This window comes from Stutzerimonas chloritidismutans (assembly GCF_020783375.1).
Classification (GTDB): Bacteria; Pseudomonadota; Gammaproteobacteria; order Pseudomonadales; family Pseudomonadaceae; genus Stutzerimonas; species Stutzerimonas kunmingensis.
Map to the genome: position 1 here is coordinate 4,033,916 of NZ_CP086067.1, position 17,590 is coordinate 4,051,505.

At 64.5% G+C, this 17,590-nt stretch carries 15 protein-coding genes; 7 read left to right on the forward strand and 8 right to left on the reverse strand.

Annotated elements, in window-relative coordinates:
- Both LLJ08_RS18995 and LLJ08_RS19000 read right to left on the reverse strand, forming a co-directional pair.
- Complete coding sequence (locus LLJ08_RS18995; protein WP_014821930.1) at positions 1-1,011, reverse strand: class 1 fructose-bisphosphatase; 1,011 nt, start codon at positions 1,009-1,011, stop codon at positions 1-3.
- Positions 1,012-1,194: 183 nt separating this feature from the next.
- Positions 1,195-3,645: a glycogen/starch/alpha-glucan phosphorylase gene (locus tag LLJ08_RS19000; protein WP_228207685.1), complete on the reverse strand. Its 2,451-nt coding sequence runs from the start codon at positions 3,643-3,645 to the stop codon at positions 1,195-1,197.
- A gap of 197 nt (positions 3,646-3,842) precedes the next feature.
- Between LLJ08_RS19000 and LLJ08_RS19005 the strand changes: the two genes are divergently transcribed.
- Together LLJ08_RS19005 and LLJ08_RS19010 are read left to right on the forward strand one after the other, a co-directional pair.
- Positions 3,843-4,244: a YkgJ family cysteine cluster protein gene (locus tag LLJ08_RS19005; protein WP_228208962.1), complete on the forward strand. Its 402-nt coding sequence runs from the start codon at positions 3,843-3,845 to the stop codon at positions 4,242-4,244.
- A gap of 185 nt (positions 4,245-4,429) precedes the next feature.
- On the forward strand, positions 4,430-4,882 hold the full coding sequence (locus LLJ08_RS19010) for a thioesterase domain-containing protein (RefSeq protein WP_038664240.1): 453 nt from the start codon (positions 4,430-4,432) through the stop codon (positions 4,880-4,882).
- Positions 4,883-4,951: 69 nt separating this feature from the next.
- Here LLJ08_RS19010 and cysQ read toward each other — a convergent pair whose 3' ends face one another.
- A complete protein-coding gene (cysQ, locus tag LLJ08_RS19015; protein ID WP_228207686.1) occupies positions 4,952-5,770 on the reverse strand; it encodes a 3'(2'),5'-bisphosphate nucleotidase CysQ in 819 nt (272 codons plus the stop codon).
- Positions 5,767-6,333 (reverse strand): ADP compounds hydrolase NudE, encoded by a 567-nt coding sequence (nudE, locus tag LLJ08_RS19020; protein WP_041015291.1) that lies wholly within the window; start codon positions 6,331-6,333, stop codon positions 5,767-5,769. The genes cysQ and nudE overlap by 4 nt, the downstream gene beginning before the upstream one ends.
- Positions 6,334-6,452: 119 nt before the next feature.
- On the opposite strand from nudE, the gene yrfG reads away from it, so the two are divergent.
- The 4 genes from yrfG to LLJ08_RS19040 all read left to right on the forward strand — a co-directional run bounded on the left by yrfG (position 6,453) and on the right by LLJ08_RS19040 (position 11,643).
- The gene (gene yrfG, locus LLJ08_RS19025; protein ID WP_125877213.1) at positions 6,453-7,133 is read left to right on the forward strand and encodes a GMP/IMP nucleotidase; all 681 of its coding nucleotides are present in this window, start codon (positions 6,453-6,455) and stop codon (positions 7,131-7,133) included.
- 170 nt (positions 7,134-7,303) lie between these two features.
- Positions 7,304-9,865, forward strand: coding sequence for a PAS domain-containing hybrid sensor histidine kinase/response regulator (locus LLJ08_RS19030; RefSeq protein ID WP_228207687.1), 2,562 nt, complete (start codon positions 7,304-7,306; stop codon positions 9,863-9,865).
- A 270-nt stretch (positions 9,866-10,135) separates the two neighbouring features.
- A complete protein-coding gene (gene fdhD / locus LLJ08_RS19035; protein ID WP_228207688.1) occupies positions 10,136-10,984 on the forward strand; it encodes a formate dehydrogenase accessory sulfurtransferase FdhD in 849 nt (282 codons plus the stop codon).
- Positions 10,985-11,181: 197 nt separating this feature from the next.
- A complete protein-coding gene (locus LLJ08_RS19040; protein WP_003303059.1) occupies positions 11,182-11,643 on the forward strand; it encodes a glycine zipper domain-containing protein in 462 nt (153 codons plus the stop codon).
- A gap of 122 nt (positions 11,644-11,765) precedes the next feature.
- Here the strand turns inward: LLJ08_RS19040 and LLJ08_RS19045 are convergent, their stop codons facing one another.
- From LLJ08_RS19045 to LLJ08_RS19060, 4 genes are read right to left on the reverse strand one after another with little or no spacing between them, the layout of a single operon-like run.
- Positions 11,766-12,197: an acyl-CoA thioesterase gene (locus tag LLJ08_RS19045; RefSeq protein ID WP_044316037.1), complete on the reverse strand. Its 432-nt coding sequence runs from the start codon at positions 12,195-12,197 to the stop codon at positions 11,766-11,768.
- 33 nt (positions 12,198-12,230) lie between these two features.
- A complete protein-coding gene (locus tag LLJ08_RS19050) occupies positions 12,231-13,394 on the reverse strand; it encodes an iron-containing alcohol dehydrogenase (RefSeq protein ID WP_228207689.1) in 1,164 nt (387 codons plus the stop codon).
- 24 nt (positions 13,395-13,418) lie between these two features.
- On the reverse strand, positions 13,419-15,209 hold the full coding sequence (locus LLJ08_RS19055) for an acyl-CoA dehydrogenase C-terminal domain-containing protein (protein ID WP_228207690.1): 1,791 nt from the start codon (positions 15,207-15,209) through the stop codon (positions 13,419-13,421).
- A 2-nt stretch (positions 15,210-15,211) separates the two neighbouring features.
- The gene (locus LLJ08_RS19060) at positions 15,212-16,450 is read right to left on the reverse strand and encodes a 3-hydroxyacyl-CoA dehydrogenase (protein WP_228207691.1); all 1,239 of its coding nucleotides are present in this window, start codon (positions 16,448-16,450) and stop codon (positions 15,212-15,214) included.
- 102 nt (positions 16,451-16,552) lie between these two features.
- On the opposite strand from LLJ08_RS19060, the gene LLJ08_RS19065 reads away from it, so the two are divergent.
- Positions 16,553-17,452: a LysR family transcriptional regulator gene (locus LLJ08_RS19065; RefSeq protein WP_104098145.1), complete on the forward strand. Its 900-nt coding sequence runs from the start codon at positions 16,553-16,555 to the stop codon at positions 17,450-17,452.
- Positions 17,453-17,590 lie beyond the last annotated feature (138 nt).

Sequence of the window (17,590 nt, forward strand, 5' to 3'; positions counted from 1 at the left end):
TCAGCCCTGGTGGTAGCCGGTGACGCGCTCGACTTCTTCCTTCGAACCGAGGAACACCGGCACGCGCTGGTGCAGGGACTCCGGCTGAATTTCCAGGATGCGCTGCGTACCGTTGGTGGCGGCGCCGCCGGCCTGCTCGACGATCATCGCCATCGGGTTGGCCTCGTACATCAGGCGCAGCTTGCCGGCCATGGAAGGGTCGCGGTTGTCACGCGGGTACATGAACAGGCCGCCGCGGGTGAGGATGCGATGCACGTCGGCCACCATCGAGGCGATCCAGCGCATGTTGTAGTTCTTGCCCAGCGGGCCGTCCTTGCCGGCCAGCAGCTCGCCGACATAGCGCTGCACCGGCTCTTCCCAGTGGCGCTGGTTGGACATGTTGATGGCGAATTCGGCGGTGCTCTGCGGAACGCTGAGGTTCTCGTGGGTAAGCACGAAGCTGCCCAGCTCACGATCCAGGGTGAAGCCCATCACGCCGTGGCCGAGAGTCAGAATCAGCATGGTCTGCGGGCCGTAGATGGCGTAGCCGGCGGCAACCTGCTTGGTCCCCGGCTGCAGGAAGGCTTCCTCGCCGAGTGCGTCGTTCTGACTGAAACAGGCATCCGGGCAGCGCAGCACGGAGAAGATGGTGCCGACCGAGACGTTGACGTCGATATTGCTCGAGCCATCCAGCGGATCGAAGACCAGCAGATAGGCACCCTTGGGGTACTTGCCGGGAATCTGGTAGGCGTTGTCCATTTCCTCGGACGCCATGCCGGCCAGGTGACCGCCCCACTCGTTGGCCTCCAGCAGGATTTCGTTGGAGAGCACGTCGAGCTTCTTCTGCACTTCTCCCTGGATGTTCTCGCTGTCGGCGCTACCCAGTACGCCACCGAGGGCGCCCTTGGATACCGCGTGGCTGATTTCCTTGCACGCTCGTGCCACGACCTCGATGAGAAAGCGCAGATCAGCAGGCGTGTTGTTACTGCGAGTCTGCTCGATGAGGTAGCGACTGAGGGTTACGCGTGACATGGAAATGACTCCGGAGGAAGGATAAACCCGCGCAGTTTAGCAGGCCGTAGGAAAACTAACTCCCCTCAGACAGGTCCGCCCCCTGCAGAGTTCAGCGAAGCGGCGGCCAGATTGCCAGCACGGTAGGCAACCCTCGCCATTTGTGGCTGCGCGCCGGCGGATGACCCTCCGGCGCGCCGGCCATCACAGCACTTTCCAGATCTCCCGGGCGTACTCGCGAATGGTGCGGTCCGACGAGAACCAGCCGGTGCGGGCGGTGTTCAGCACGGAGGAACGCCACCAGCGTGCCGGATCACGCCAGCACTCCTCGACATCCAGCTGCGCCTGCCAGTAAGCCTCGAAATCGGCGCAGACCATGAAGGTGTCGTGCCAGCTGATGCCATCCACCAGCCCGGTGTAGCGGCCCGGATCACCCGGCGAGAAGGCACCGCCACGAATCGCCGAGAGCACTTCGCTGAGCCGCGGCGACGCGCCGATGATGGCTTCGGCGTTGTACTCGTTGGCCTGCTTGCGCACATTCACCTGTTGCGCGGTGAGGCCGAAGATGAACATGTGCTCAAGGCCAATCTGCTCGCTCATCTCCACATTGGCGCCGTCCAGGGTGCCGATGGTCAGCGCCCCGTTGAGGGCGAACTTCATGTTGCTGGTACCCGAAGCCTCCAGGCCGGCGGTGGAAATCTGCTCCGACAGGTCCGCTGCCGGGATGATGTCCTCGGCCAGGCTGACGTTGTAGTTGGGCAGGAACACCACCTTGAGCAGGCCGCGCACGGTGGGGTCGGCATTGATGGTATTGGCGATGTCGTTGGTCAGCTTGATGATCAGCTTGGCCTGGTGATAGCTCGCCGCCGCCTTGCCGGCGAAGATCTTCACCCGCGGCACCCAGTTGCCGCCCGGATCGGAGCGAATCGCCTGGTACAACGCGACGGTGTGCAGCAGGTTGAGCAACTGGCGCTTGTACTCGTGGATGCGTTTGACGTGCACGTCGAACAGCGCGGTCGGGTCGACGCTGATGCCCAGCCGCTCCTGGATCACATTGGCCAGATGACGCTTGTTGGCCAGCCGCTGCTCGGCGAAACGCTGGCGGAACGCGGCCTGTTCGGCAAAGGGTTCGAGCTCGCGCAGGCGGGTTTCCGGCTCATCGAGCACCTCCTCGCCGACATGCTCCACCAGCAACTGGGTCAGCTGCGGATTGGCCTGGTAGAGCCAGCGGCGGAAGGTAATACCGTTGGTCTTGCTGTTGATCCGCTGCGGGTAAAGGCTGTGCAGATCGGTGAACACGGTCTTGCGCATCAGCTGGGTGTGCAGCCCGGATACGCCATTGGTGCTATGCGAACCGAGGAAGGCCAGATTGCCCATGCGCACCCGGCGACCGTGATCTTCCTCGATCAGCGATACCGAGCGCAGCAGCTCGGCATCGTGGACGCCACGCTCGCGCAGCTGGTCGAGATGGTAGGCATTGATCAGGTAGATGATCTGCATGTGCCGCGGTAGCAGGCGCTCCATCAGGCCCACCGGCCAGGTTTCCAGCGCTTCTGGCAGCAGCGTGTGGTTGGTGTACGACAGCGTCGCCGTGGTCAGCCGCCAGGCGTGCTGCCACTCGTAACTATGGACGTCGACCAGCAGGCGCATCAGCTCGGCCACGGCAATCGCCGGGTGGGTGTCGTTGAGCTGGATGGCGGTGTAGTCGGGCAGGCTGTCCAGCGAACCGCGCTGCTTGATGTGGCGACGCAGCAGGTCCTGCAGCGAGGCGGCGACGAAGAAATACTCCTGGCGCAGGCGCAACTCCTGCCCGGCCTCGGTGCTGTCGGCCGGATAGAGCACCCGTGAAATGCTTTCGGCGCGGGCCTCTTCGGCCGCTGCACCGATATGGTCACCGGCGTTGAAGCGCGCCAGATGGAAATCTGCCTCGGGCCGCGCACGCCACAGGCGCAGGGTGTTCACCCCGGCGCCGCGCCAACCGACGATGGGGGTGTCATAGGCGATCGCCCGTACCCCTTCGGCCCAGTGCCAGAAATGCTGGACCTCGCCTTTCTCGTTGGTGGCCGCCGTGACGTTGCCGCCGAAGCCGATCAGATACTTCACCTCGGAGCGCTCGAACTCCCAGGGGTTGCCGAAATCCAGCCAGGTCTCGGTCTGCTCGTGTTGCCAGCCATCGACGATGGCCTGGCGGAACAGGCCGTGGTCATAACGGATGCCGTAACCATGGGAGACCACGCCGAGGGTCGCCATGCTCTCCATGAAGCAGGCCGCGAGCCGGCCGAGGCCGCCATTGCCGAGCGCCGCGTCAGGCTCCAGCAGGCGGATGCGTTCGATATCCACGTCAAGCCCGGCGAGCGCTTCACGCGCCACGTCGAACAGGCCGAGGTTGCTCAGGCTGTCGACCAGCAGGCGGCCGATGAGAAACTCCAGAGAGAGGTAATACACCCGCTTCTGCCCGCTGGTGTAAGCCTCGCGCGTGCAATCCATCCAGCGGTCGATGGTGCTGTCGCGGGTAGCGAGGGCTACCGCATGGAACCAGTCGTAATCGGAGGCGTTCTCCGGATCCTTGCCAACCGAGTAGGTGAGCTTGCGCAACACTCGCTCACGGAAAGCGGCAATTTCTTCGGCGGTGGCAATGGCTGTTTCCTGCGTCATGGACAGACCTCGGTTAGCGAAGACACACAAGAGGGACTCGCGGCAGCCATGCCCGTTCACCTCCATTCGACATTCCAGAAAAAGCGTTGCAGGTTTCCTTTACATCTGCGCTACCGCCCGTCCGGTCGCCGCCGTCGGAAGACGCTGGCAATCGCCGCGCGACTCGTTATGATCCGCGCGCCCGAACGCACCGAAGACTGCCCGTGAAGACAAGATTGATCGCCTCCGCCGACCCGGAACGCCTGGAAACCTGGGTGCGCTATAGCGCCGGCCTGTGCCGCGACTGCCATGCGACCTGCTGCACCCTGCCGGTGGAGGTACGCATCGACGACCTGATCCGGCTGGAGCTGGTCGATGTCTTCGAGCGTGACGAGCCGGCAAAGAACATCGCCAAGCGCCTGAGCAAGGCGGGCATCGTCGAGCACTTCAATCACAAGCACGAGATCTTCACGCTGACCCGCCTGGCCAATGGCGACTGTCTCTATCTGGACCGCAAGACCCGGCTTTGCACGGTCTATGCCAAGCGTCCGGACACCTGCCGCAACCACCCGCGCATCGGCCCGCGCCCGGGCTATTGCGCCTACCGCAGCAAAACCTAAGGCTGAGCGGCGCACCAACTGCTATCGATTCGGGGCAATACGGCACCGATGCGGACCATGCCGGCGCGGATTCGCCGGAGGTTAGGCGTGCCCGGGCAATGACATGAACGCACTGGCCAAACCGTGACTCAAGAGTCATGCTTGGCGTCTGTCTGTATCTTCGCAATGTTTAGGAACCTGCCGGCATGAGCCGCGATAGCCGCTACCTGGAAGCCATCCTCCACCACGACATTCCGCTGACCCGCTCGCTGGGACTGCGTGTCGAGCGCTGGGAAAACCACGAGTTGCGCCTGCAGGTACCACTGCAGCCGAACATCAATCACAAGAGCAGCATGTTTGGCGGCAGTCTGTACTGCGCTGCCGTGCTGGCGGGTTGGGGTTGGCTGCATCTGCGACTGCGTGAAGCCGGAATTGAGGATGGGCACATCGTCATTCACGAAGGCAAGATCGAGTACCCGCTACCGGTAGTCGACGACGCCATGGCCATCTGCTCCGCGCCGACTCCGGAAGCCTGGGAGCGTTTCGAGTCGATCTATCGCCGCCGTGGCCGTTCGCGCCTGGAACTTCAAAGCCGCATCCTCGCCGCCGACGGGCGTGACGCTGTGCGCTTCACCGGCCAGTTCGTTCTGCACAAATAGGCAGTAGTCCTGCAACCGCTGCTGCCGCGGCGGTTCCGCATCAGGCGATGCTGGGCAGCCGCTTCGGATTCAGCCTCGGTTGGCCAGCTCGATCAGCCACTCGCGCCAGTCGACACCTCTGGGCAGGGCCAGGAAAAACGGGTTCAGATAACTTTCCCGCGCGTCATAGCGCAGCGCCGCACCACTGACATCCAGCACCTCGCCACCGGCACCTTCCAGCACCCCCTGCGCGGCAGCGGTATCCCACTGCGAGGTCGGCGCCAGGCGCGGGTAGCAATCCGCAGCACCTTCGGCCAGCAGGCAGAATTTCAGCGAACTGCCGACATTCGCCAGCGCCAGCTCACCGAAACGTTCGCCCAGACGACTCAACAGCTGCTCCTGCGCCGGACTGCTGTGGCGCCGGCTGGCGACCACGGTGAACGCTTCCTCCGGCTGCTGGCGCACGCGCAGCGGCTGAGTCGCGCCGGACACTTCGCTGCGCCAGGCGCCGAAATCCTCGCCGCCGTAGTAACAGCGTCCGGATGCCGGAATGCCGACCACGCCGAAGCGCACCTTACCCGCTTCGATCAGCGCGACGTTGACCGTGAACTCCTCGCTGCCGGCGATGAATTCCTTAGTGCCATCCAGCGGGTCAACCAGCCACCAGCGCGTCCAGCCGGCGCGCTCGCTCAGCGGCACCTCGCAATCCTCCTCGGACAGCACCGGGATGGCGCTATCCAGCGCCAGCAGGCCGTCGAGTAACACCTGATGCGCCGCCATATCAGCGACGGTCACCGGCGATTCGTCGGTCTTGGTCTGGACATCCAGCTCGCTGCGCCAGTGCGGCAGGATCGCCTCGCCCGCCTGACGCACCAGATCGATGACCGACGACAGATAGGGATGACTCATTGGCCGAACTCTCCGCGCTGGGTCAACAGATCCTTGGCCAGGTACAACGCGGCCAATGCGCGCCCCTCGCTGAACTGCGGATGCTGCACCAGACTGGACAGTTCGTGCAGGTTGACCTTGTCGAGCCGCATCGGCTCCGGCTCGTCGCCGGGCAGCTGCTCCGGATACAGATCGCGCGCCAGCACCACCTGAATCTTCTGGCTCATGTAACCGGGCGACAACGACAGCTCGGTAAGCAGCTCCAGGCGGCGCGCGCCGAAGCCGGCCTCCTCCTTGAGTTCGCGGTTAGCCGCTTCGAGCACGTCTTCACCCGGCTCGATCAGGCCCTTGGGCAGCGACAGCTCATAGGTGTCGGTGCCGCCGCAATATTCTTCGACCAGCAGTGCATTCTCCGCATCGGCCAGCGCCACGATCATCACCGCGCCGTAACCGCTGCCCTTGCCGACCAGGCGTTCATAGGTGCGCTCGACACCATTGGAAAAACGCAGCTGCAGCTCCTCGACACGGAACAGTCGGCTGCTGGCGACGATCTCACGGGCTAGCACGGTGGGTTTCTGGCGCATGGGAAACTCCTGGAAACGCGAGCGGCTATCATAACCCGGCTTTTTGCGCTGGCCGTGAGTGCTTTACGACCAGCTGACCGACGCCGTCCCGTCCATACACCGCTGACGCGAGCCCGCACATGACCGCCAACCTGCCCTGGTCCGACATCGATACCGTCCTGCTCGACATGGACGGCACGCTGCTGGATCTCCACTTCGACAATCATTTCTGGCTCGAACTGCTGCCGCAACGCTACGCCGAGCTGCACGGCATCAGCCGCGCCATGGCCGAGCTGGAACTGGCGCCACTGTTCAACGAGCACGTCGGCAAACTCACCTGGTATTGCCTGGACTACTGGACCCGCGAACTCAACCTGCCGATCCGCGACATGAAACGCGAGATCGCCGAGCTGATCGCCCTTAGACCAAATGCCGACGAATTTCTCGCCGCGTTGCGCCAGACCGGCAAGCGCGTGGTGCTGATCACCAATGCGCACCGCGACTCGTTGTCGCTGAAGCTGGAGAAGATCGAACTGGCGCCCTGGTTCGACCGCCTGATCAGCTCCCACGACTACGGCTATCCGAAGGAGGAGCCGCAGTTCTGGCACGCACTGCGCCAGGATCTGGAGTTCGAGCCCGCACGTGCACTGTTCATCGACGATAGCCTGCCGATCCTGCGTAGTGCGCAGCGCTTCGGCATCGCGCATCTGCTGGCGGTGCGCGAGCCGGACAGTCGCCGCGCACCGAAGGACACCGAGGAATTCGCCGCGGTTGACGATTACCTCGACCTGATCCGCAGCCTGCACGGCGGTCCAGCGTGACGGCTGGCGCTGCCTTCGGGCAGCCGGAAGCTTTACACTACGCAACAGTTGCCGTCGGCGGGAACCGGCTCAGGACGAGCCCGGGCCGGCACGCATCGAAACAGCGCAGCGGTGCGCAGCACATGCCCTGCCGCTCGTAGTTCGCCCACGGATGATCGATAGGAAGCAACATGGCAGCAGTAGGCGCCGAATTCTGGCCCCATAGTCACAGCGAGATGAGTGAGCGAATCTGCCGGCATGACTGGGGGGCGACTGCGCTCGGAACTCCTGACGCCTGGCCGGCTTCGCTACGGCTGCTGCTGGACACCATTCTCGAAGCACCCCTGCCGATGTGCATCCTCTGGGGCGACCAGGCGCTGCAGTTGTACAACGACGCCCACGCCGCACTGATCGGCGATCGCCACCCGGCCGAACTCGGCCAGCCCGCTTGCCACCGCTGGGGCGCGACCTGGGCCCTGCTGGAGCCGGCCTGCGACACTGCCCGCCGCGGTGAGCCACGGGTACTGCGCAATCAGCAACTGGTCATCGAACGCGATGGCGCTCCGGTGGAAGCCTGGTTCGACCTCGCCCTGAGCCCCATTCGCAACGCCTCGCACGGCATCGGCGGTCTGCTGCTGTGCCTCAGCGAGACCAGCGAACGCGTGCGCACCGAAACCCGCCTGTCGCAGACCGCCCTGCACTACAAACTCAGCGCCGAGGTGCACCGCGCCAGCGAACAGCGCCTGCAGCTGGCACTCGAGGCCAGCGACCTGATCGGCATCTGGGACTGGGCCATCCAGGCCAGCGAGATTCCGGCGGGAGCTGAGCTTTCCCGCATCCTGCCGGTGGCCCAGTCCGGGCCGAACGGCCTGAGCAGCGAAGCCTTTTTCGATCATGTCCATCCCGACGACGTGCCACGCCTGCGCGCCGCGCTGGAGCGCTGCATCGTCGAGCGCGGTACGCTCGACGAGCGCTACAGGCTGCGCAGCGACGACGGCGTCACCCGTTGGGCGCTGGCGCGCGGGCGCTGCCATTGCGACGAGCAGGGCTGGCCACAGCGCTTCCCCGGCGCAGTGATGAACATCACCGGACAGCAGGCCAGCGAAGATGCCCTGCGCCAGAGCGAAGCCGAGTTGAAGATGGTCACCGACGCACTGCCGGTGCTCATCGGCTACGTCGACGCCGAGGAACGTTTTCGCTTCAACAACCGCTACTACTCCGACTGGTTCGGCCACTCGACCGAATGGCTGCTGGGCAAGACTGCCCGCGAAGTGCTCGGTGAACGTGGCTATGCCGAGCGCCAGACAAGCATCCGTGATGCCCTCGCCGGCCGCGACGTGACCTTCGAGGCCCATAGCCCGCACCGTGACGGCCAGCCCCGACGCATGCTGGTGCACTACCTGCCGCGCCGTGACGGCCAGGGCAACGTGCTCGGCTTCTTCGTCATGGCGCTGGATGTCACCGAGCGCTGGCGCGCCGAACAGGCGCTGCGCGAACTCAACGAGACACTGGAAAGCCGTATTCAGGAGCGCACCCAGGCCCTGGCGGAAGTCTACGAACGCCTGCTCAAGGAAATGGCCAGCCGCGAGCAGGCACAGGAAGCGCTGCGTCAGGCGCAGAAGATGGAAGCAGTCGGCCAGCTGACCGGCGGCATCGCCCACGACTTCAACAACATGCTGACCGGCATCATCGGCGGCCTGGACCTGATCCAGCGCTACATCCAGTCCGGCCGCCACGGCGAAACCCAGCGCTTCATCGATGCCGCGGTCACCTCGGCCAATCGCGCCGCGGCACTGACCCACCGCCTGCTCGCCTTCGCCCGGCGCCAGCCGCTGAATCTCAAGCGTGTCGAGCTGAACCAGCTGATCGAGTCGATGCACGACCTGCTCAGCCGCACGCTGGGCAGCCACATCCACATCCGCAATCAGTTGCAGCAAGGTCTGTGGCCGGTTTCCAGCGACGAAAACCAGCTGGAAAGCGCGCTGCTCAACCTGGTCATCAACGCCCGCGACGCCATGGCTGACGGCGGCACCCTGCTGCTGGAAACTCGCAATGTCGAACTGTACAGGCAGGGCGATGTGGGCGATCTGGCCGCCGGGCGCTACGTCATCCTCTGCCTGACAGACAGCGGCTGCGGCATGAGCCCCAAGGTGCTGGCCAGCGTCTTCGAACCGTTCTTCACCACCAAACCCATCGGCCAGGGCACCGGGCTCGGCCTTTCCATGGTCTACGGCTTCACCCGGCAGGCCGGCGGCCATATCCAGATCGCCAGCGAACCGGGCGAAGGCACCCAGGTCAGCCTGTACCTTCCCGTATTCGAGGACCAAGGCGTCAGCGTCGCGCCAGCCGGCGAAGACGACGGCCCGCTTCAGGCCCAGCAAGGTGAAACCGTCCTGGTGGTCGAGGATGATCCGGCGGTGCGCCTACTAGTCATCGACGTGCTACAGATGCTCGGCTATCAGACGCTGGAAGCCGCCGACGGCAATGCGGCGATCCGCCTGCTTGAGAGCACGCCCACCATCGACATGCTGGTCACCGATGTCGGACTGCCCGGCATGAACGGCCGGCAACTGGCGGATGTTGCGCGCCAGCATCGCCCCGATCTGCCGGTGCTGTTCATGACCGGCTATGCCAAGCAGGCCGCCAGCGCGGACTTCCTCGAACCGGGCATGGACATGATCAGCAAGCCGTTCAACCTCGATGCGCTGGCCAAGCGCGTACGCGACATGCTGGCGGATAGCGACCAGCGGTGAATCGTCCGCGGCCGGCTGGGGTCATAACTCTATCCGCCGGCCGCGAGCATGCACTGCAGTTGCAGCGATGCAGAACGCCGGTCTCGTCAGACCTCGTGGCCTGTGCGGTGAGTGGGTTGAGGCAGGTTCGGATGTAAATGGCCGAGACAAGGCGCTGCGACGAGTCATAGCGGGTTATGGCGAGGAGCAGCAACCCAGTATCGGGGCCATGGACGCCGAAATTGACCAACCGAACCTGCCAAACAGGCGACTAACTGGACCGAATTGCCGATGAACGCCCCGTCTCGCCTGAATGCCGGCGTCGCCGCTGCCGCGCAACCACCTGCCGGCGCCAGCCAGCGCTACTGCTACCAGCCGATCGACGATGTCGCGCAATGCGCAGTCGATCTTGCCGAGGAGTGCGCGCTGGCGATCGCCTACAACGGGCTGAGCCAGGCGGTGATGATGATCTCGCCGGCCGATCTGGAAGATTTCGTGGTTGGCTTCAGCCTGGCCAATGGCTTCGTCGAGTCGCTGGATGATATCTACGACATTCGCCTGCACGGCAGCGGCAGTGCCCGGCGCGCTGAGCTGGACATCGCCAGCCGCGCGTTCTGGCGCCTCAAGCAGCAACGCCGCCAGCTACCCGGCAACAGCAGCTGCGGACTCTGCGGGGTCGAAGCGCTGGAGCAGGCACTGCCGCGCCTGCCGATCATGCCGGCAGCACCACTGCCGCCCTCGCACTGGTTGCAGGACCTGCGTCAACGAATCGAAGCGTTTCAACCGCTGGGGCGCGACTGCGGGGCGGTGCACGCCGCATTGTTCATGGACGCCAACGGCGAGATCCGCCTGGGCCGCGAGGATATCGGACGGCATAACGCGCTGGACAAGCTGATCGGCGCCATGGCCCGCTCCGGCTGTGCAGCGGCCGGCGGCCTGGCGATCGTCACCAGCCGCTGCAGCCTGGAGCTGGTGCAGAAAGTTCAGCGGGCCGGGATTCCAGCGCTGGTAAGCCTGTCTTCACCCACCGGCCTTGCCGCCCAGTGGGCGCAGCGGCATAACCTCAACCTCATCCACCTGCCACAGCACAGCCCGCCGCGGATCTACAGCCCTGCCGCAGCGGTGCGCGCGCAAGGCTGATGCTGATTCCGAGGGGGTAAAGGCGCTGCGCTCAGGCCCCACAAGCGACTTGAGACCATTCGAAACATCCTCTTGTTCCTTATCGAAATCAAATAGTTAGCAAACGCCAACCGGATCACGCATTTCATCGGAACGCTCTTGCCGCAAGCGCAGCGGCGCGTGAGGATCGCGGCGCAATCCACATACGGGATCACACCATGAAGTACGCCTCGATTTTCCTGTTATCCACCAGTCTGCTCAGCGCGGCAGCCTTCGCCGGCAGCAACACCGAAGCCGCCGTCGGCGGCGCGCTTGGCGGTGCACTGGGTTCAGTGGTGGGAGAGCATCTGGGGGGCTCGACCGGCGCCACCATCGGTGCCGGCGTTGGCGGCGCGGCTGGTGGCATGGTCGGTGCGGACAAACGCAGCCGTACCGAAGCGGCCATTGGTGGTGGCCTCGGCGCCGCTGGCGGTAATGTCATCGGCCAGCAGGTCGGTGGCAGCACGGGTGGGCTGATCGGCGCAGCCGTGGGCGGCGGCGCTGGCGGCGCGATCGGTAATGCCTACGGCGACGATGATGATGACTACCGGCGTGACCGTCGCTACCGGGATGACCGCCGCTACTACGGCCATCCAGGCAAAGCCAAGGGTCATTACAAGCACAAACACAAGCATCACTGAGGGCCGCAGACGGCAGGCATTGCCGTCTCGCAGCCATCACTGCCTCGCCCGGACCGGCCCAGCCCAGCCCAGCCGCTTCGGGCGATCTCGTTTACGGGCTTCTGCTGGATGCGCCGAGCGGGTTAACTCAAGGCTTCCAGCGCGGCGCGCAAGCGCCCGGGAATGGCGGTGGGACGGTTGCTTGCGCGTTCAACGAAGACATGCACGAAGCGACCCGCGGCGCAGGCCTCCTGCTCACCCTCGCGGAAGATTGCCAGCTCGTATTGCACCGACGAGTTGCCCAGCCTGGCCACCCGCAGCCCGACCTCGATGACGTCCGGATAAGCGATCGACGCAAAGTAGTCGCAGGCGGAGCTGACCACGAAACCGACGATCTCACCGCCCTGGATATCCAGCCCGCCCTGCTGGATCAGATAGTTGTTCACCGCGGTATCGAAGAAACCGTAATAGACGACGTTGTTCACGTGGCCATAGATATCGTTGTCGTGCCAGCGCGTGGTGATCGGCTGAAAATGCCGGTAATCGTGGCGCAGGTGCTTGGGTTGCTCAGGCATGGGTGGTTTCCGCGTGCAGTAGTAAAAGGGGGCTCAATACGCCGCCTGATAGATCGCCAGCGCATCGGCTTCGGTGACTTCGCGCGGGTTGTTGACCAGCAGGCGCTGCTGCAGCATCGCCTCCTTGGCCAGCTGCGGCAGCATCTCCTCCGGCACGCCGGCATCGCGCAGCCGGGTCGGCAGGCCAACGCGCGCACTCATCTGCTCGAACTCCTCGATCAACTGCTCGGCATAGGTGGACGGGTCGTCGGCGCGCAAACGATCACCGAGGATGATCGGCGCCAGCTCGCCGTAATGAGTGGTCGCCGCGCTGACGTTGAAGCGCAGCACCTGCGGCAGCACCAGCGCATTCGACAGCCCGTGCGGAATATGAAAGTTGCCTCCCAGCGGATAGGCCAAGGCATGCACCGCCGCCACTGGCGCATTGGCGAACGCCTGCCCGGCCAGGCACGCGCCGAGCAGCATGGCCTGGCGCGCCTCGCGGTTGCTGCCGTTGTGCACCGCCTCGTCGAGGTTAGCAGCCAGCAGGCGCAGCGCTTCGCGGGCCAGCAGGTCGGACATGGGGTTTTTCTTGAGCGCGCTGGTGTAGGCCTCAATGGCGTGCACCATGGCGTCGATACCGGTGGCCGCGGTCACCGCTGGAGGCAGGCCGAGGGTGAGGTCGGCATCGAGCAGCGCCAGATCAGGCAGCAGCAAGGGCGAGACCACGCCCATTTTGGTCGTCTCACCAGTGGTGATGATCGCGATCTGCGTAACCTCGGAACCGGTGCCCGCAGTGGTCGGCACCTGGATCAGCGGCAGGCGCTGGCCCTTGGCATTGCCGACGCCGTAGATGTCCTGCAGCGACTGCGCGCAGCCCGGATGCGCCAGCAATGCCACCAGCTTGGCGACATCCATCGAGCTGCCGCCGCCGAAGCCGATCACCAGATCGGCACCGCTCGCTTTAGCCTGCTCGACCGCAGCCATCACGATGTTTTCTGGCGGATCAGCAATGACCTGGTCGTAAACGGCGACTCGCAGCCCTTCCGCCTCGAAGCCCGGCAATACCTCATTGAGCAGGCCGAAACAGGTGATGCCCGGATCAGTCACGACCAGCACCGAGCGTGCCCCGCGCTCCTTGCAAAGGCTGGCCAGCCGGCGCGACGAGCCAGGCTCGCAGATCAATTGAGCGGTTGTGGCAAAGCTGAACGGATGCATCGGTGCCTCCTGTGATCGATTAGCTCAAAACGCGAAGTCGCTTTCCGGCAGCGCCATCAAACATTCGGCCCCACCCTGAATCGCTTCCCGATGCGCACTCGCCCGTGGCAGTACACGGCGCAGGTAGAAATCTGCACTTGCCAGCTTGGCCTGATAGAACGCCTCTTCACCCGCACCCTGCTCCAACGCATCCTGCGCGCGCGCCGCGGCCTGCAGCCACAACCCGGCCAACAAGACATAGGCGGAGTACTGGAGGAAATCCACCGACACCGCGCCAATCTCCTGCGGATCACGCCCGGTGGCAGCAATGATCTCGGCAGTCAGCTCGCGCCATTCGCCGATACGTGTCTGCACCTTGCTGGCCATGTCGTGCAGTGCTGGCCGGTCAACCTGCTGGTCGCAAATCTCGCTGAACTCGGCCTGCAGCGCTGACAGTTCAGTGCCGCCATCGCCGAGCAACTTGCGGCGGATGTAGTCGAGCGCCTGGATGCCGTTGGTGCCCTCGTACAGCTGAGTGATGCGGCTGTCGCGCATCAGCTGCTCCATGCCCCACTCGCGGATATAACCGTGGCCGCCGTAGACCTGCACGCCGAGGCTCGCGACCTCCTGGCCCATGTCAGTGAAGAAGGCTTTGACGATAGGAATCAGCAGCGCCGCGCGCTTGCTTGCGGCCTTGCGGTAGCTCGGTTCGGGATGGCCATGTTCAAGGTCCAGCTGCCGGGCGCAATACGCCGCCAACATCCGGCTGCCTTCGACCAGTGTCTTCTGCGTCAGCAGCATGCGCCGCACATCCGGGTGAACAATGATCGGATCAGCCACCTTGTCCGGATGCTGAACACCGGCCAGACCGCGCGACTGCAGCCGCTCACGTGCATAGGCCAGCGAGCCCTGATAGGCCTGCTCGGCGATGCCCAGGCCCTGCAGACCGACCTGGAACCGCGCGTCGTTCATCATGGTGAACATGCATGCCAGGCCCTGGTTGGGCTCGCCAACGATCCAACCGGTGGCGTCATCGAAGTTCATCACGCAGGTAGCGGCGCCCTTGATGCCCATCTTGTGCTCGATGGCACCGCAGGACAGCGCGTTACGCTCGCCCGGCGTACCGTCAGCGCTGGCGATGAACTTGGGCACAAGCAACAGGCTGATGCCCTTCACGCCGGCCGGCGCATCCGGCAGGCGCGCTAGCACCAGGTGCACGATGTTCTCGCTCATGTCGTGCTCACCACCGGAGATGAAGATCTTGCTGCCGCTGACCTTGTAGCTGCCGTCCGCCTGGGGTTCGGCGCGGGTGCGCAACAGCGCCAGATCGGTGCCGGCCTGCGGTTCGGTCAGGCACATGGTGCCGCTCCAGCTGCCGCTGACCAGCTTCTCCAGATAGGCATCTTTCAACTCGTCGCTGCCGTGCTTGTACAGCGCGAGCACCGCACCTTCGGTCAGGCCGGAATAGATGCGGAAGGACAGTGAAGCGCCCATCAGCATCTCGTGGAAGTTGCAGGCCACCAGCTGTGGGAAGCCCTGGCCACCGTATTCGGTCGGCCCGGTCATGCTCGCCCAGCCGTTGTCGACGTACTGTCGATACGCCTCGACGAAGCCCTGTGGCGTGCGGACTTCGCCGTTTTCCAGGGTCACGCCCTCTTCGTCGCTGTTGCGATTGAGCGGCGCGATTTCGCCGCCGGTGTAGCGGGCGGCCTCTTCCAGTACGCCGTCGATCAGCTCGCGGTCCAGGCCGTTGCCCAGCAATTCACAATGGCCGGTGGCATCGAACAGTTCGTGCAACACGAAGCGCATGTCACGCAGCGGGGCCTTGTATTCCATGCTCAAGCCTCCTTCTTGTAATCGACGAAGCGGCCGCCGAGCGTCGCCAGGCTGTCGATCAGCTCGGCAGGCTTCCAGTGCTCGCCGTACTGCTCAGCCAGGGCGTTCAGGCGATCACGAATGGCCGGCAGGCCCTGACGATCGGCCCAGGTCATCGGCCCACCGACTTCGGCAGGAAAGCCGTAACCGTAGAGGTAGACGGTGTCGATATCGGCGCTGGACTCGGCCATGCCTTCCTCGAGGATCTTCGCGCCTTCGTTGACGAGTGCCAGCAGGCAGCGCTCGAGGATTTCCTCACTGCCAATCTCACGACGCTCATAGCCGAGCCGCTCGGACTCGCGCTGCACCAGGGCATCCACTTCCGGATCGTGCTCGGCCTGACGGCTGCCCTCGGCGTAGCGGTAGTAGCCCATGCGCGATTTCTGCCCGAAGCGGCCCAGCTCGCAGAGACGATTGTCGACCTGCACCTCAGGCTCATCCTGGCCCTTGCCGGACAGTTCACGGGCGCGCCACTCCAGATCGATGCCGACCACGTCGTACATGCGGAACGGGCCCATGGCGAAACCGAAGCCCTGCAGCGCGGCGTCCACCTGATGCGGATAGGCGCCTTCGAGCAGCAGCATCCGCGCCTCGCGCACATAGGTGGCGAGCATGCGGTTGCCGATGAAGCCCGGGCAGTTGCCGGCGACCACACTGACCTTGCCCATGCGCTTGCCGAGCGCGGTGGATGCTTCGAGCACCGCTTTGGAAGTCTTCGCGCCGCGGACGATCTCCAGCAGCTTCATGATGTGCGCCGGGCTGAAAAAGTGCAGGCCTACGACCTGTTCGGGGCGATTGGTGACTGCAGCGATGGCGTCGATATCCAGCGCCGAGGTGTTGCTGGCAAGAATGCCGCTCGGCTTCACGATGCCGTCCAACTCGCGGAAGATGTTCTGCTTGAGTTCGAGATTCTCGTAGACCGCCTCGATCACCAGATCCACATCGGCCAGCGCCTGGTAACCGGCCGCCTTGCTGACGCAGGCGCGTCGTGCCGCCGCTTGAGTCTCGTCGATCCGGCCCTGCCGCACATTGTGCGCGTAGGTGTCAGCCACCACGCTCAGCGCCTGTTCCAGCATCTCGGGGTTGTTGTCCAGCCAGCGCACCTGCACGCCGGCGTTGGCCAGGCTCATGACGATGCCGCGGCCCATGGTGCCCGCCCCGATCACGGCGGCGGTCTGGATATCGAAGCGGTCTTGGCTCATTGCAGCTGTCCTCGTTGCAAGGCTGGAAAAACTGGAGACCAACCATAGACGAAGACGCTACTATTTTTGAAATTTAGTCTTGTGATGTTTCGGATTCACCAAATGAATACCTACAACTTCGACCTCAACCTGCTCCGCGTGCTGGATGCCCTGCTGCGCGAGCGCAACGTTTCGCGCGCCGCCGAACGCCTGTCGTTAAGCCAGCCGGCGGTCAGCAATGCCCTGGCCCGCCTGCGCGAACTGCTAGACGACCCGCTGCTGGTGCGTGCCGGCCGAGCCATGCAGCCGACACCCAGGGCGCTGGCACTGGAAGCACCGATCCGTCATGCGCTGCAGCAGATCGAGCACAGCCTGATTGCCGGCGAAGCCTTCGATCCGGCGCGCAGCCACCAGCGTTTCCGCATCGCCGTGACCGACTATGTCGAGCTGATCTGCATGCCCGCGCTGATGCGGCGGCTGGCCGAGCACGCACCCGGCATCCAGCTGGCGATCCAGCACCTGACGCCGACGCTGCCGGTCGAAGCGCTGGACAACGGCGAGGTCGACCTGGTGCTCGGGCGCTTTCTCGAGGTGCCGTCACGCTTTCACGTACGTCGCTGGGCCAGCGAGACGCTGCAGGTGGCGGTGCGGCGCGACCACCCGCTGCTGACGGCGGGGCTGGATCTGGATGCCTTTCTGCGCCTGCGCCACCTGTGGGTGCATGGTGGCCAGACCCGCGGCATGGTCGACCAGTGGCTGGAAGCCCAAGGGCTTGAACGCAAGGTCGTCTACACCACGCCGAACTACCTGCAGGCCGCGCATATCGTCGCCAGCAGCGACCTCGCTGCCGTACTGCCGACCCAGTTGGCGCGCTATTTCGCCACGCTGCTACCGCTGCAAACCTTCGATCTGCCGTTCGATCTCGGCACCTTCGCGCTGGATATCGTCAGCGTCGCACAGCGACAGAACGACTCGGCGCTGCAATGGCTGATCGAGCAGATCGACGCCGTGGCGCCTGGCTGAGGCGCGAATCGAGCGCAACGAATCTCGCGCCTGGCTAATATCCATTTGCTAGTATCTCCCAGCGTTTCCGTCGGGAATTTCCCGAAAGCAGGCGACTGCGGCCGGCTGCGCGGAACATCGCAGCAAGGTGGATATCTA

Bases quoted from the DNA above. Each gene is read 5' to 3' on its own strand.
- LLJ08_RS18995 (WP_014821930.1), bottom strand. From the start codon at position 1,011: ATGTCACGCGTAACCCTCAGTCGCTACCTCATCGAGCAGACTCGCAGT.
- LLJ08_RS19000 (WP_228207685.1), bottom strand. From the start codon at position 3,645: ATGACGCAGGAAACAGCCATTGCCACCGCCGAAGAAATTGCCGCTTTC.
- LLJ08_RS19010 (WP_038664240.1), top strand. From the start codon at position 4,430: ATGAGCCGCGATAGCCGCTACCTGGAAGCCATCCTCCACCACGACATT.
- cysQ (WP_228207686.1), bottom strand. From the start codon at position 5,770: ATGAGTCATCCCTATCTGTCGTCGGTCATCGATCTGGTGCGTCAGGCG.
- nudE (WP_041015291.1), bottom strand. From the start codon at position 6,333: ATGCGCCAGAAACCCACCGTGCTAGCCCGTGAGATCGTCGCCAGCAGC.
- yrfG (WP_125877213.1), top strand. From the start codon at position 6,453: ATGACCGCCAACCTGCCCTGGTCCGACATCGATACCGTCCTGCTCGAC.
- LLJ08_RS19030 (WP_228207687.1), top strand. From the start codon at position 7,304: ATGGCAGCAGTAGGCGCCGAATTCTGGCCCCATAGTCACAGCGAGATG.
- fdhD (WP_228207688.1), top strand. From the start codon at position 10,136: ATGAACGCCCCGTCTCGCCTGAATGCCGGCGTCGCCGCTGCCGCGCAA.
- LLJ08_RS19040 (WP_003303059.1), top strand. From the start codon at position 11,182: ATGAAGTACGCCTCGATTTTCCTGTTATCCACCAGTCTGCTCAGCGCG.
- LLJ08_RS19045 (WP_044316037.1), bottom strand. From the start codon at position 12,197: ATGCCTGAGCAACCCAAGCACCTGCGCCACGATTACCGGCATTTTCAG.
- LLJ08_RS19050 (WP_228207689.1), bottom strand. From the start codon at position 13,394: ATGCATCCGTTCAGCTTTGCCACAACCGCTCAATTGATCTGCGAGCCT.
- LLJ08_RS19055 (WP_228207690.1), bottom strand. From the start codon at position 15,209: ATGGAATACAAGGCCCCGCTGCGTGACATGCGCTTCGTGTTGCACGAA.
- LLJ08_RS19060 (WP_228207691.1), bottom strand. From the start codon at position 16,450: ATGAGCCAAGACCGCTTCGATATCCAGACCGCCGCCGTGATCGGGGCG.
- LLJ08_RS19065 (WP_104098145.1), top strand. From the start codon at position 16,553: ATGAATACCTACAACTTCGACCTCAACCTGCTCCGCGTGCTGGATGCC.